Origin of the sequence: Solemya velesiana gill symbiont (assembly GCF_002020805.1) — a bacterium.
Classification (GTDB): Bacteria; Pseudomonadota; Gammaproteobacteria; order Chromatiales; family Chromatiaceae; genus Sedimenticola_A.
The window spans coordinates 1-13762 of sequence record NZ_MPRJ01000069.1; the positions used below are offsets into that span (position 1 = coordinate 1).

Genomic DNA, 13762 nt, shown 5'->3' on the forward strand with positions numbered 1-13762 from the left:
CTGAACAATCGCCCTCGAAAATGCCTTGGCATTAAAACACCTAATCAGGTATTTTTCGGGATCAACCCACCTGTTGCACTAGCGAGTTGAATCCGCGCAGCTAGTTCGCGGTTGCCGAGAAAGTAAATCTGTCCCGTTTTCCTCTTACCTTCCTTGTTAAGGCCGGACTCAGGAGCGAGACCCCGCCGCAGGTAGCGGCGAATATCGTAGAGGAAGGAGACCTACAAGTCCAGGTGCGACGCCGAGCTAACGAAGGGCCGCGAGGCAACCGCACGCCTCCGCGAACTGGTTGCCAACGCTCAGCGCATCGAGGTTGTCGATTCTGGCCAAGCCGACAAGTACGACCGTCGCCTTGTTCACCTGCTGATCGACGGTCGAGACGTGGGGCAAACCCTCATTGCCGAGGGGTTAGCCGTCGAGTGGAGGCCCGGCCCGGATGCGTGGAGAGAACGCCGCCGTCATTGGTGCGGATACTGATCGCTGCGCAGTTTGAGCCAGTAGCGCCCCGCCGCAGTGATCGACACTTGTGTCGGTCTGAGGAGGCGCAAGAGCCACAAGCCCCTGATAGGACCACGTAACGCGGCCATGCCAATAGAGCACGACCGCTTTTTTTATTCTTCCAGACTGCTTAATTCATTTCGGGATCAACCCACCTGTTGCACTAGCGAGTTGAATCCGCGCTGTTATTATAAGCGCTACCAGTACAACTACTTCTGAGCATGGTATTACTACATGGATTATCTATTAAGCCCTTGATATTAAATCTAAAAAATGGTTCATTTACAATCGAGTGGGATTTATCGATACCCCTTGCTCGGCATGCTCAACAGCAGGATGGCAACAGTAATATGAGAGCGGCAAACCTACTGCGCGAAGGCGGAAGTGTAGAGGTAGCCCCTACCGAACCAGACGCCGCTCAAGTAACGATTGCATGTCTCGTCGCCCATCCAGGACGCAATGAACAAAGACGTCCTGCCCGATGACCTCGTAGATGACACGATACGGCTTGAAGTGAACCTCCCGGTAATTCGTCACGCCGATCCGATCCAGTTCGGGCGGGATATGGCCCCGCATGGGCAGATCGGCAAGGCTCGAACAGAGCGGTTCTAGTTGCTCCAGCACGTACGTTACCTTCTCCACCGAGTCATGGATTGCAACGTAACGGTAGATGTCGATCAGGTCGTGTTCCGCTTCTTCTGAAACCCGGACGCGGTAGCGTGTCACCCGGTGCTTTCCTTGATGCGTTTGCGGATATCCGCGAAGGCGGTTTTGACGGGCTTGCTGCGCCCCTCTCGATTGCACTTGGAGCTCTGGGCCAGCATCTTGAGCAGCGCCAGCGATTCCTGGGTTTGTTCGTAACTGGGGATGTCCTGGAGAACCGCCTTGGCTTCACCGTGCTGGGTGATCACCATGGTCCGCTGGCCCTCGTTGACGTCTCGTAAGGCCTCGGCCGTATGACTTTTGAGGTAGCTGATGGGTTTGATCGATTCGCTAAGTTTCATAATGTATCCGCCGTATTTCTGATTCCAGAACGTACCAAATATAGTCCATATTTGGTGCCAACGCAAAGCGGACCACGGTTTTAAGAGGTACCAGCTGGAACCGGTGGGAGCAAAGGTCACCGGCCGTTAAGTGTAGCTTTTATGCCGTGTAATTTGAGAATATGTTTGTTAAACAATGCGTTAACGCCTTTGCGGCAGGAGTAATGGGTAATAAGAATTAAGTTTAATAAAACAATTGGTTACAACAAAAACACACACCATGAAGCAAGGGGCTGAAAAACTGTAACCTGTAGTGTAGCCTTTATGCTTCTGTTATTAAAAATATCCTTGTTAAACAATGATTAAACACCTGTGCATCATGGGGGTGTGCTTGGAACTCTCCGGCGCTTTGCTCATCTGGCTTAATGGCGGTTTTTATTATCCGAAGGCGTAGTGTTTTTCCACCGGCTCCAGGATCTTCCAGGTGCAGCTCATGCCGGCAGGGAAGGTCACGAGGTCTCCGCGGCCAAACTCCTGGGGTTCGCCACCGTCCGGGGTGACGATCACTTTGCCGCGAAGGAAGTAGCAGGTCTCCTGCTTATCGTAACTCCATGGAAATTCAGAGATTACCTTCTCCCAGATGGGCCAGTCGAAGACGCCCAATATCTCCAGTTTTGCAGGGGATGGGCGGCGCTCACAATGTATCTGCATGGGTCTGTTCTTTTCAGTTTCTATCAACATTAATGCCATGGCTGGCGGGACAGTGTATCTCAATTTTGTATTCCGGTCAGATTTCGAAGTTGGGCGGTGGCAATGCGAAGTGGATCACAATTCGACTATTTCCCATAATGTTTGTAAGGCATATGTCGGCTATGCACCATGTCGGTGCTTGACCTCCCTGTCGGGTGGGGAGTAATGTGTCGCAACGCTTGTTCTTAATCCGACTAACAAAGCGTAGGTAAAAAACAATGTACTCTGAAATTTATCATGGAGTGGTCAGAGAAGATCACTTCAAAGTAGTAGAGTGCATGGAAGCAGCAGAAAGAGCTGGTAAAGATCCCTGCAGAAGGGAGCAGCCTGGAGATAATCACTGTCACGATTGTCCTTACGGCACCTAAAGAGAGCAAGCTCTTGGCTCAAGCCGTTTAAGCGGCAGCTCTCAGGCCGGCTGATTAAGGCAACCGCACCCCGAAACCCCGTGTGCGGTATCTCATGCGAACCGTCTGGCTGTATGTCGCCATGTTTGCGACAGAGCGTTCATTTGCTCGGCGACAGGCGATCTCTTGCATTCTCTCCCTCCTTGTGGTTGTTTCTGATTGAACTCTCGTCTCTCCTTGCTGATACTTCGTATATGGATCAGGAACTGGAACAACTGGCGAGAAAGCTCGGCGAGCAGCTGGCCGCAAAAGGTTTGGTCATGACTACCGCAGAGTCCTGCACAGGCGGCTGGGTGGCAAAGGCGCTGACCGATATCGCAGGCAGCAGCGGTTGTTTCGATCGCGGTTTCATCACATACAGCAACGAAGCCAAGCAGGAGATGCTGGGGGTTTCCGAAGACACCCTCGAACGTCATGGTGCCGTGAGTGAAGAGACGGTTAGGGAGATGACGCAGGGTGCCCTGGACAACAGCCAGGCCAATGTTGCCGTTTCCATCAGCGGTATTGCTGGTCCCGGGGGCGGGACCTCGGAGAAGCCCGTCGGCACCGTCTGTCTCGCCTGGGGAAGAGACAACGGGGAGTTAGTGATCGGTACATACAGCTTCAAGGGTGATCGCGACCAGGTACGCAGGCAGGCCGTGATTACCGCACTGAACGGAGTTCTGAAAATCATTGACTGAACAGCAGGGTGCCCAAAGACTCTTTTTTGCCCTCTGGCCCGACCAGGCCGTGCGCAAGGGGCTCATCCGCATCAGTCAGTCTCTCTCCGGGCACGGCGGACGCCAGCTTCACCCCGAGGAACTGCATATCACGCTGGTCTTTCTCGGCATGGTGGATGCCGAGCAGTACGGCTGTGTCATCGAGGCCGCTGACCGGGTTGCAGCACAACCCTTCAGGTTTTCCGTTGACAGCGTCGGCTATTGGAAGCGCCCGCGCATTCTCTGGTGCGGGCCAAGTGAGACGCCCCGGAAGCGGTTTCCCTGGTGCAGAACCTGCAGCAGGAGCTCATCGGGTGCGGGTTCAAGCCGGAGAAAAGGCCCTACAGTCCCCATGTCACCCTCGCCCGAAAGGCCCGTTTCGTAGACGCTTACCGGCTGGATGAGCCCCTGGAGTGGGGGGTGAGCGAATTCGTTCTGGTGACGTCCCATGGGGGCAGGGCGCCCCCGCATTACGAAGTTGTAAAAAAATGGGACATGGACTCATGACTTGAGCCTCAAGCTGTGCCATAATGGAGAACAATTAGAGAACGCAGTGACGGCAGGGCCGCAATTTTCACCAGATCGGGGGATACAATGGACGAGAATCGTAAGAAAGCTTTAGGCGCAGCGCTTAGCCAGATCGAGAAGCAGTTTGGCAAGGGTTCTGTCATGCGCATGGGTGATGCCAGTGCCGTGCGCAATATCGAAACCATATCCACGGGCTCCCTGAGCCTGGACATCGCGCTTGGTATCGGTGGTGTTCCCAAGGGGCGTGTCGTCGAGATCTACGGCCCGGAGTCCTCCGGTAAAACCACCCTCACCCTGCACATCGTTGCCGAGGCGCAGAAGAGCGGCGGTACCGCGGCGTTCGTCGATGCAGAACACGCCCTCGATCCTGTCTACGCCGAGAAACTGGGCGTAGACATGGATGAGCTGCTGGTCTCACAGCCGGATACCGGTGAACAGGCCCTGGAGATTACCGACATGCTGGTGCGCTCTGGTGCAGTGGATGTGGTCGTTGTGGACTCGGTGGCAGCGCTGACGCCCAAGGCCGAAATCGAGGGTGAAATGGGTGACTCCCATGTGGGTCTCCAGGCGCGTCTCATGTCCCAGGCGCTGAGAAAACTCACTGCCAATATCAAGCGCTCCAACTGCATTGTCATCTTCATCAACCAGATTCGCATGAAGATCGGTGTCATGTTCGGCAGCCCTGAGACCACTACCGGTGGCAACGCCCTCAAGTTCTACTCCTCGGTGCGCATGGATATTCGCCGTATCGGTTCCATCAAGAAGGGCGACGAGGTGGTAGGAAACGAGACCAGGGTAAAGGTGGTGAAGAACAAGGTGGCGCCACCTTTCAAGCAGGCCACTTTCGAAATTCTCTACGGCGAGGGTGTTTCCCGTGAAGGTGAGATTATCGAACTGGGCGTGAAGGAAGAGATTGTCAAAAAATCCGGTGCCTGGTACAGCTACAACGGTGACCGCATCGGCCAGGGCAAGGAGAACGTGCGCAACTTCCTGAAAGAGAACCCCGATATCGCCCAGGAGATCGAAGCGAGGGTGCGGGATGCGGTATTCCCCAAGCCAGAGGACGAAGCTGAGGTTTCCGCCGAGGATGACGGGGTTGAGCTGGAGGCCGAAGCCTGAACAAGTCCGACAAACAGGAGATCGAGCAGGCGGCTGTGCGCCTGCTCGCCTCCCGGGAACACACCCGGGCTGAACTGAAGCGCAAGCTTGGTGCCAGGGCAGGTGATCCCGAACTTCTCGACCAGGTGCTCAATGGACTGGAGTCGCAACGGCTCCAGAGCGACAGTCGTTTTGTCGAGCAATATGTCGAATCCAGAAAGCGCAAAGGCTACGGCCCCCTGCGTATTCGCCAGGAACTCCAGCAAAAGGGGGTGAGTGGCGACCTGGTCGATGAGTGGCTGGATGAGAGAGACGCCGAGTGGAGGGATCTGCTTCGTGATGCAGAAGGGCGCAAGTACGGCGCTTCTCCCGTAGAGGAGTACAAGGAGAAGGCCAAGCGAGCCCGGTTTCTCGAATACCGTGGTTTTCCCACAGATATGATCCGCGATTTTCTCTGGAGCGATGAGTGATCGGCTGCTGCCGCCGTTCATTCGTTGATAATCGACTTTTTTCTTAGTCAATTCAGTACTATTTCTGGTCCCGGTCCGTTTTCCGTGATACGCAATCTAAGCGACTGTTCACGGTTTTTTTCCTGGACCCGCGTCTATCCTTATTCTGATGAAACCTGGGCTGTGGGTTATCGAATGGGCAGACTGAAGACCATCGTGGGTGTGCTGGCAGGGTTGCTTGCCGTGCTTTTTATTGCAGGCTTCACAGCCCTGTCGCTCGTCGATCTCAATCAATACAAGCCCGAAATCGTAGCCAGGGTGAAGGCGGCTACGGGGCGTGAGCTGCTCATCAATGGCCCGGTCAACCTGGGGGTCATGTTGAATCCGCGGATCACTGCCGATGACGTTTTACTTTCCAATGCGGCGTGGGGCACACGTAAAGCGATGTTGTCTGCCAGGCGCCTTGCCATCCAGCTGGAGTTGTCCTCGCTGCTGGTTGGTGAAATCAGGATACTGGAACTCAGTTTTACAGAACCCGACCTCTTCCTGGAGCGGGGCCAGGATGGCCAGGGGAACTGGGTTTTCAATGCTTCTACGGAAGATCCTGAAGCAGCGGAGCAGGGGGAAGGGATGTCAGACCTCCTGATGATCAATAGCCTGTGGATCGAGAATGGACAAATCGCGTACCTGGATTCCAGGACAGGTGAGCGCAACGCATGGCGTATGGATCTTTTGGATGTCCAGGCGGATGCCATTGATGAACCCGTATCATTGTTATGGAGAGGGGATATCGCCGGGAGAGGGGTCGAGGTATCCGGACAGGTGGCGACCTATCGCACCCTGTTGACCGGTGAACCTGTAAAGGTCGATCTGCATGCAAAGAGTGAAGCTGCAGATATGGACTTGCAGGGCGTGGTTGATTTGTTTGCGGGCATGGAGGGGTTTGAGCTTGATCTGGACCTGTCAGCCGATGAGTTGTCTGCCTTGCTCGAACCAGGGAAAGACGATGGGGATGCCCTTGGCGCATTCAGTATTTCGACTGCACTACAGGGGGTTCCAGGCGCCATTGTACTGAATAAGATGGATATTCAGCTTGGCAACTACAAGCTGAAAGGTCATGCACGATGGAACCTGTCTGATCAACGCCCTCAATTGGTAGGAGAGTTCAACACGGATCTGCTCGACTTCAGAGGGAATGAAAAGGAGAAAGCAGGTGCCAGGGGGGGCAAGCTCTTTTCGTCGAAGCCCCTGGATCTGTCAGCCCTGCGGAGCTTTGATGCCGTTCTCACCCTGCAGAGTGACAGGGTACTCGGGACGAAGATTGCCCTGGACAACCTTAGTCTGAAGGCGTTGTTGGAGGGCGGTGTGTTGAAGATTGCACCCCTGAAAGCGAATGCCGGTGGCGGCAAACTTACGGCATCCCTGAATCTGGATATCAAGGGCAAGGTGGCGCAGGTCGACGCGCGTTTGTCCGGCAACTCCCTGGGTTTGGGAGAAATGCTCAAGGCAGCTGGTGAGAAAAACGTATTGGAAGGCGGTGCTACCAAGGTAGACGCCAGGCTCAAGGGCCAGGGCAGGTCAGTTGCCGCGCTGATGGGTTCATTCTCCGGAAAAGTGCTGGTCAGTGTCGGTAGTGGGCAAATCAATAACTGCTACCTCGATCTTGCAGGCGCAGACCTCCTCAGCGAGTTGCTGGTCGCAGTCAGTCCAGTGGCAAAGAAGGATGATCGGACCTACCTCGAATGTGCCGTTGCAAATCTCAGTTTCAAAGGTGGAGTGGCTGAATACGACAAGCGAGTCGCCGCAGAGACAGACAAGATGACCCTGGTCAGTTCGGGAACCATCGACCTGCGAAACGAGCGCCTGGATATCGGGTTGAACCCCAAGCCACGCAAGGATTCAGTTGACCTGGGTATCGGGGCAGGGGACCTGATGAGTACAGCGCGCATACAAGGTTCCCTGGCGAACCCGGAGCTGGGCCTGGACGCTGCCAACACTGCCAAGACGGGCCTGGAGGTTTATACAGCCGTAGCCACAGGGGGCGCCTCATTACTCTTCGGCAGTCTGTTTGACAAGGCAACTGCTGATCCCAGCCCATGCATGACGGCGCTTGGACACAAGCCAAAGGCCAAGAGGGCGTCCTCTGGCAGGAGTAAGCCAAGTAAAAAGACGCCGAAAAAAGCGCCGAAGGTTGATATTTTCGATAGATTGGGAGGGGACTAGTGTGGCCGCCCCGGTGATCTGTCGTCCCGTCTCCTGACACCTGTTGCCGGCGCTCCGGCTGCCACTAACCCAATTTCTGGGGGAATTACTGAATTTCAGGGCTTTTTTTTGTACGATGGAGAGTGACTTTCTGCCTGGTTCTGCATACCATTCTCCTTTTTGGTATTAGCATTTTCCAGACGGTATGAAAACCAGCGCAGAACTCCGAAAAGCATTCCTCGATTTCTTTGTCGCCAAAGATCATGAAGAGGTGGCCAGCAGTCCCCTGGTGCCGGCCAACGACCCCACCTTGCTGTTCACCAACGCAGGCATGGTCCAGTTCAAGGACGTTTTTCTGGGACGCGACAAGCGTAACTACCAGCGGGCAACAACTTCACAGCGCTGCGTTCGCGCCGGCGGCAAGCACAACGACCTGGAGAATGTGGGCTACACTGCGCGTCACCACACCTTTTTCGAAATGCTGGGCAACTTCAGCTTCGGTGACTACTTCAAGCAGGATGCGATTCACTATGCCTGGGATTTTCTCACTGTAACCCTTGGTCTGCCGGCAGACAAACTGTGGGTGACGGTGTACGAGGATGACAACGAGGCGGCGGACATCTGGCTCAAGGAGATCGGTGTAGATTCTTCCCGCTTCAGCCGCATTGGCGACAGGCCTGGTGGCAAGCAGTACGAGAGTGACAACTTCTGGTCCATGGGGGATACCGGTCCCTGTGGTCCCTGCTCCGAGATCTTCTACGATCACGGCCCCGGGATCTGGGGGGGGACTCCAGGGACTCCTGAAGAGGATGGGGACCGCTACATCGAGATCTGGAACCTTGTGTTTATGCAGTACAACCGCGATGCAGATGGCAACATGACGCCGCTGCCACGCCCCTCGGTGGATACCGGCATGGGCCTGGAGCGCCTGGCCGCGGTTATGCAGGGCGTGCACAGCAACTACGAGATCGACCTGTTTCAGAGCCTGATCAAGGCAGCATCCAAGCTCACCGGTTGCGACAACCTGGAAGAGAAATCCCTGCGCGTGATCGCCGATCACATCCGTTCCTGCGCGTTCCTGGTGGTGGATGGCGTACTGCCGTCAAACGAAGGTAGAGGCTACGTGCTGCGCCGTATTATTCGTCGCGCCATTCGCCACGGATACATGTTGGGAACCAGCGAGCTCTTCTTCTATCGCCTGGTTGAGACCTTGTGTGACGAGATGGGTGCGGCCTATCCCGAGCTGCGGGAGGCCAAGTCCCAGGTAGCACGTGTGCTCAAGCTGGAGGAGGAGCGTTTCGCCGAGACCCTGGAACAGGGCATGAAAATTCTCGACCAGGCCATTGCCGAGCTGGATGGCAAAGAGATTCCCGGCGAAACGGTGTTCAAACTCTACGATACTTACGGATTTCCCACTGACCTGACTGCAGATATTGCCCGGGAGCGTAACCTCACCCTGGATATGCCCGGCTTTGAAGCGGAGATGGAGGCGCAGCGCCAACGTGCCCGTGCAGCCAGTCAGTTCGGCAGCGAACAGCAGGTGGAGATCTCCCTGGATGGTGAAACCGATTTCACCGGCTACGAACGGCTTGAAGACGAGGCCACCGTTATCGCCATGTTCCAGAACGGTGAGTCCGTGGATACCCTGGGTGACGGGGAAGAGGGCATGGTTGTACTGGACCGCACCCCCTTCTACGCCGAGTCAGGTGGCCAGGTTGGCGATACCGGCCTACTTCGCCTGGGCAGAGAGGCATTCCAGGTGCTGGACACCCAGAAGCGTGGCGGCGATGTCTTCGTGCACATCGGAAAATTCAAGGGTGATGTTCTGAACGTTGGTGACTCCGTGGTTGCCGAAGTGGACGATGAGAAGCGTGACGGCACAGCCCTCAACCACTCTGCGACCCATCTCATACATGCCGCTCTCCGCAACGTGTTGGGCAACCATGTGCAGCAGAAAGGCTCCCTGGTGGATGCCGAGCGCCTGCGCTTCGACTTCTCCCACTTCGAGCCGGTAACCCGGGAGCAGCTCAAGACCATCGAACGCATGGTCAACGAGCAGATTCGGGAAAATCACATGGTGGAGACCCGCATCATGTCCCTGGATGACGCCAAGGCCAGTGGCGCCATGGCGCTGTTTGGCGAGAAGTATGCTGACCAGGTGCGCGTTCTGCGCATGTCCGATTTCTCCACGGAACTGTGTGGTGGTACCCACGTTAAGGCGGTAGGTGACATCGGCCTGTTCAAGATCACCGCAGAGACGGGCATCGCCTCCGGTGTGCGTCGTATCGAAGGGGTGACAGGCGCACGGGCCATCGAGTGGATGGAAGCGGATGAAGATCGCCTGCACCGGATCACCGACCTCGTCAAGGCGGGTCGGGACGAGATTGACGACAAGATCGCACAGTTGCTGGAACGAAACCGCAAACTGGAGAAAGAGCTTGAACAGCTCAAGTCCAAGATGGCCAGTGCGGCAGGCAGCGACCTGGCCGGCAGTGCCGTGGATGTCCACGGCATCAAGGTGCTGGCATCCAACCTGGAGGGGGCCGACCCCAAGTCCCTGCGCGAGACCATGGACCAGCTGAAGAACAAGCTGGGCAGCGCAGTTATCGTTCTGGCCACGGTAGCTGGCAACAAGGTAAGTCTTGTGGCGGGTGTGACCAAGGACCAGACCAAGCAGGTCAAGGCGGGCGACCTGGTCAAGTTCGTGGCCGAACAGGTCGGAGGCAAGGGCGGTGGACGCCCGGATATGGCCCAGGCCGGTGGCAACAATCCTGAGGCGTTGCCGGGTGCTTTGGACTCCGTGGAATCCTGGGTACGGGAAAAACTCGGCGCCTGATTACCTTATCGTCCTGCAAAAGCGATCGGTATCTGATTTCGGTGGTTTATCCCATGTCGTTTTTATTGTTTAATGACCGGCTTTTGGCGCCAGGAGGGACTCTCCGCCTGGCGTGTTGTTAGTAAAAGCGAGCATCTGAAGAAATGGCTCTTATTGTCCAGAAATATGGCGGTACCTCGGTGGGTACCCCCGAACGCATTCAGGCCGTTGCCGAAAAAGTGGCTGCAGTGCGTGAACGAGGCGATCAGATCATCGTGGTGGTCTCCGCCATGTCCGGCGAGACCAATCGCCTGATTTCGCTCTCCAAAGAGATCAACGAACGCCCGGATCCCCGCGAGATGGACGTGCTGGTTGCAACAGGCGAGCAGGTTACCATCGCACTGCTGAGCATGGCGCTGCATAAAATCGGCTGCCCGGCCCGCTCATACACCGGTGGCCAGGTGCACATCCTCACTGACAGTGCCCACTCCAAGGCACGAATTCAGGATATTGACGATGCCCGCGTCAGGGCCGACCTGGAAGCGGGGCGTGTTGTGGTCGTTGCCGGTTTCCAGGGTGTCGACGAGCACGGCAATATCACGACACTCGGTCGTGGCGGCTCAGATACCACGGCGGTTGCCATGGCGGCTGCCCTGACTGCTGACGAGTGCCAGATCTTTACCGACGTGGATGGCGTCTACACCACGGACCCCCGTGTTGAGCCCAAGGCCTGCAGGCTGGAGAAGATCACCTTCGAAGAGATGCTCGAGATGGCCAGCCTTGGCTCCAAGGTTCTGCAGATCCGAGCCGTCGAATTCGCCGGTAAATACAATGTACCCCTGCGCGTTCTCTCCAGTTTCGAGGAAGGCGAGGGCACCCTGATCACCTTTGAGGACGAGGGTATGGAACAAGCAAAAATTTCTGGTATCGCATTCAACCGTGATGAAGCAAAACTCACCATACGAGGCGTACCTGATCAACCCGGTGTGGCATACAGCATCCTGGGACCCATCTCGGGTTCCAACATTGAAGTGGACATGATCGTTCAGAACATCTCTGAAGATAACACCACCGACTTCACCTTCACCGTCCACCGCAACGATTATCCCAAGGCGCTGGAGCTGTTGAAAGAGACCGCTGAGATTGTCGGGGCACGTGAAGTGGATGGCGATGAAGGGATTGTGAAGATCTCCCTGGTTGGTGTCGGCATGCGTTCCCACGCCGGTATCGCTGCCACCATGTTCGAGACCCTGGCCAAGGAGGGGATCAATATTCGTATGATCTCCACCTCCGAGATCAAGATCTCTGTGGTCGTCGACGAGAAATATCTCGAACTGGGCGTCCGCTCCCTGCACGAAGCCTTCAATCTTGCAATGGAAGCTGCAGAATAGGCTATTTTCAAAGTATCAGCAGTGATATTGGGCAAAGGCGGATAATCGTTAATTTCTGATTATCCCCTTTAAAATCCGTGATTTAGCTGATAATATTCTATGGCCCTTTTTCCACAGGATGTTTTCCAGTGGGTTAAGTGCTTGGTTGGCGGCGACTCTACTACTTATTGGGCAGATTGACGTGCTCGGGCATTGCAATTGAGTCGCCATTCTGGAACTTGGAATACAGGGAGACAGGACGATGTTGATTTTGACTCGCCGCGTAGGTGAAACGCTGATGATTGGCGACGAGGTAACCGTTACGGTGCTGGGCGTCAAAGGCAATCAGGTTCGCCTTGGCGTCAATGCACCTCGGGATGTAACCGTGCACCGTGAAGAGATTTACGAGCGCATCAAGCGGGAACAGACCCAACAGGACGAAGCCTAAGGCATCACCTCATCGGGGCTCTCATGAGCCCCGATTCAATTATATCCCCGTTTCTTGGTCTGATAATTTCACTGATAACAAGTAGTGGATTCAACACGCCTTTTCAGGCAAAAAAACAGTAGAGCGGAAAATAATATTTGGGTTAGAATAGCGCCTCTTTTCTGGAGCGGCCCCAAGGGTCTGTTCTGACAATCAGTTTTTTTGGAGAGCTGGCCGAGTGGCTGAAGGCGCGCCCCTGCTAAGGGCGTATACGTTAATAGCGTATCGAGGGTTCGAATCCCTCGCTCTCCGCCATTAACCTAAAGCGAACTTTCATATGCCCCAGATGGCATAGCCTCAAAAGCCCAGCATTTGCGGGCTTTTTTGCTATTTTCAATTGACTTCCTCTCTATAAAAACACCCCGTTTTTCTCTAATTTTCCTCCTATATATGCCCCTTTCCTGAAAAACACCGTACTTGGAAAAGCGAAGTACGGAGCTTTTAGTCATGGGAAATCAGTGGTTTAGCAATTTACCAGTTGGCAGCAGTCTATGCCTAGCATTTATTGCGTGTTTTCTGGTGCTCTGCAGGTGAAACGGCATTTATAGCCTTCCCCTTTAACATGAGGTATTGGATCATCGGACTGCCAGAAAGCTTTTTTAAGTTTCCTGATCAGCTCCTTCTTTTGTGTTTTAACATTATCGGCAGCTGCCTGATCGCCCCATCCTATAATGCCTTGATTTTGAATAAAGCTTCTGAGCAACACCCACTGTAAAGTTGGTTCTTTAGTTTTCTTGTTCATCATATGAAGATCTGCTGGCTCATAGCGTTGCGTTTCATCTCCACAGGTAACAATGATAACCTCTCTTTTATGGGCTTTTTGTGTACGCTCATCATTTAGAAGCTGTTCTTCCTGCCACTCAAAAATAAATTTATCCCACGAAGCACCTGATGGAGTGGAGAACTTCTTACACTCTATTTCAGGATCAGGGTCCTTAATTGACTCAAAAAACGCGTTAAAGCTCTGCAAAGCTTTTTCCGTATCTAATAAACAATTCTCGCCTTGCAAATTTTGCAATCCAATTAAATCTGAACCTTTGGCACGAATAGCATTAATCTTGGACTGACTGATGTTGTCGATAGACGGCATCAGTAAAATGGCTGATCCATCAAGACCAATCACATGGTTGATTATGCTTTCCAGATCTCCATCGTGAATGTCGATTCCAAAGAAAACTGGATAGCGGATGGTACCGCGAGGAATGTAATGCCCAACCCTTATACAGCTTGAGGTGCCAGCAATGGTTTGTATATCCTTTGAAACTGAAATCTCATTCGTAGAGTCGGCGATTAAGCCAGCAATTTTTTTAGACTTAGAGTATGCAGCCGTCTGTCATTATTAGAAATATGTAAGTCTGGGCAGGAGGTGGTGTCATCATTGGCGGTTTCAAGTAATAACTGCAATTCAATTAGGCAGCAAGCAAATCCACTTGCCGCCCCATAAATAATTCATTCGGTGATCGATAGCCTCTTGTGG

13 protein-coding genes, 1 tRNA gene and 1 pseudogene are annotated in these 13762 nt (G+C 54.3%); 11 read left to right on the forward strand and 4 right to left on the reverse strand.

What is annotated here, in order from left to right; translation table 11 throughout:
• Positions 1-267 precede the first annotated feature (267 nt).
• Positions 268-477, forward strand: a pseudogene (locus BOW53_RS09970) (thermonuclease family protein); the annotation flags it as partial.
• 420 nt (positions 478-897) lie between these two features.
• Here BOW53_RS09970 and BOW53_RS09975 read toward each other — a convergent pair.
• From BOW53_RS09975 to BOW53_RS09985, 3 genes are all read right to left on the reverse strand, one after another.
• Positions 898-1224 (reverse strand): type II toxin-antitoxin system RelE/ParE family toxin, encoded by a 327-nt coding sequence (locus tag BOW53_RS09975; protein WP_078487842.1) that lies wholly within the window; start codon positions 1222-1224, stop codon positions 898-900.
• Positions 1221-1502, reverse strand: a complete 282-nt coding sequence (locus BOW53_RS09980) for a type II toxin-antitoxin system Phd/YefM family antitoxin (protein ID WP_078487843.1) — start codon at positions 1500-1502, stop codon at positions 1221-1223. Before BOW53_RS09980 ends, BOW53_RS09975 begins: the two co-directional genes overlap by 4 nt.
• A 417-nt stretch (positions 1503-1919) precedes the next feature.
• Complete coding sequence (locus BOW53_RS09985) at positions 1920-2192, reverse strand: cupin domain-containing protein (RefSeq protein ID WP_078487844.1); 273 nt, start codon at positions 2190-2192, stop codon at positions 1920-1922.
• Between the two features lie 640 nt (positions 2193-2832).
• Here BOW53_RS09985 and pncC point away from each other — a divergent pair.
• The 10 genes from pncC (at position 2833) to BOW53_RS10035 (ending at position 12540) form a co-directional block, all read left to right on the forward strand.
• Complete coding sequence (pncC, locus tag BOW53_RS09990; RefSeq protein WP_078487845.1) at positions 2833-3318, forward strand: nicotinamide-nucleotide amidase; 486 nt, start codon at positions 2833-2835, stop codon at positions 3316-3318.
• Positions 3319-3367: 49 nt separating this feature from the next.
• A complete protein-coding gene (locus tag BOW53_RS13960; RefSeq protein ID WP_425442918.1) occupies positions 3368-3721 on the forward strand; it encodes a 2'-5' RNA ligase family protein in 354 nt (117 codons plus the stop codon).
• Positions 3619-3843, forward strand: a complete 225-nt coding sequence (locus BOW53_RS10000; protein WP_078487847.1) for a 2'-5' RNA ligase family protein — start codon at positions 3619-3621, stop codon at positions 3841-3843. The genes BOW53_RS13960 and BOW53_RS10000 overlap by 103 nt, the downstream gene beginning before the upstream one ends.
• Positions 3844-3930: 87 nt before the next feature.
• Positions 3931-4983 (forward strand): recombinase RecA, encoded by a 1053-nt coding sequence (gene recA / locus BOW53_RS10005; protein ID WP_078487848.1) that lies wholly within the window; start codon positions 3931-3933, stop codon positions 4981-4983.
• A 35-nt stretch (positions 4984-5018) separates the two neighbouring features.
• A complete protein-coding gene (locus BOW53_RS10010; protein WP_172838858.1) occupies positions 5019-5432 on the forward strand; it encodes a regulatory protein RecX in 414 nt (137 codons plus the stop codon).
• 174 nt (positions 5433-5606) lie between these two features.
• Positions 5607-7634 carry an AsmA family protein gene (locus tag BOW53_RS10015; RefSeq protein ID WP_078487850.1) on the forward strand — a complete coding sequence of 676 codons (2028 nt, stop codon included), beginning with the start codon at positions 5607-5609 and terminating at the stop codon, positions 7632-7634.
• 184 nt (positions 7635-7818) lie between these two features.
• Positions 7819-10449: an alanine--tRNA ligase gene (gene alaS / locus BOW53_RS10020; protein WP_078487851.1), complete on the forward strand. Its 2631-nt coding sequence runs from the start codon at positions 7819-7821 to the stop codon at positions 10447-10449.
• A 143-nt stretch (positions 10450-10592) separates the two neighbouring features.
• Positions 10593-11819 carry an aspartate kinase gene (locus BOW53_RS10025; RefSeq protein ID WP_078487852.1) on the forward strand — a complete coding sequence of 409 codons (1227 nt, stop codon included), beginning with the start codon at positions 10593-10595 and terminating at the stop codon, positions 11817-11819.
• A 241-nt stretch (positions 11820-12060) separates the two neighbouring features.
• Positions 12061-12246 carry a carbon storage regulator CsrA gene (csrA, locus tag BOW53_RS10030; protein WP_078487853.1) on the forward strand — a complete coding sequence of 62 codons (186 nt, stop codon included), beginning with the start codon at positions 12061-12063 and terminating at the stop codon, positions 12244-12246.
• 203 nt (positions 12247-12449) lie between these two features.
• A tRNA-Ser gene (locus tag BOW53_RS10035) sits at positions 12450-12540 on the forward strand.
• Positions 12541-12787: 247 nt separating this feature from the next.
• Here the strand turns inward: BOW53_RS10035 and BOW53_RS10040 are convergent.
• Complete coding sequence (locus BOW53_RS10040) at positions 12788-13408, reverse strand: hypothetical protein (RefSeq protein WP_078487854.1); 621 nt, start codon at positions 13406-13408, stop codon at positions 12788-12790.
• Between the last annotated feature and the right edge of the window lie 354 nt (positions 13409-13762).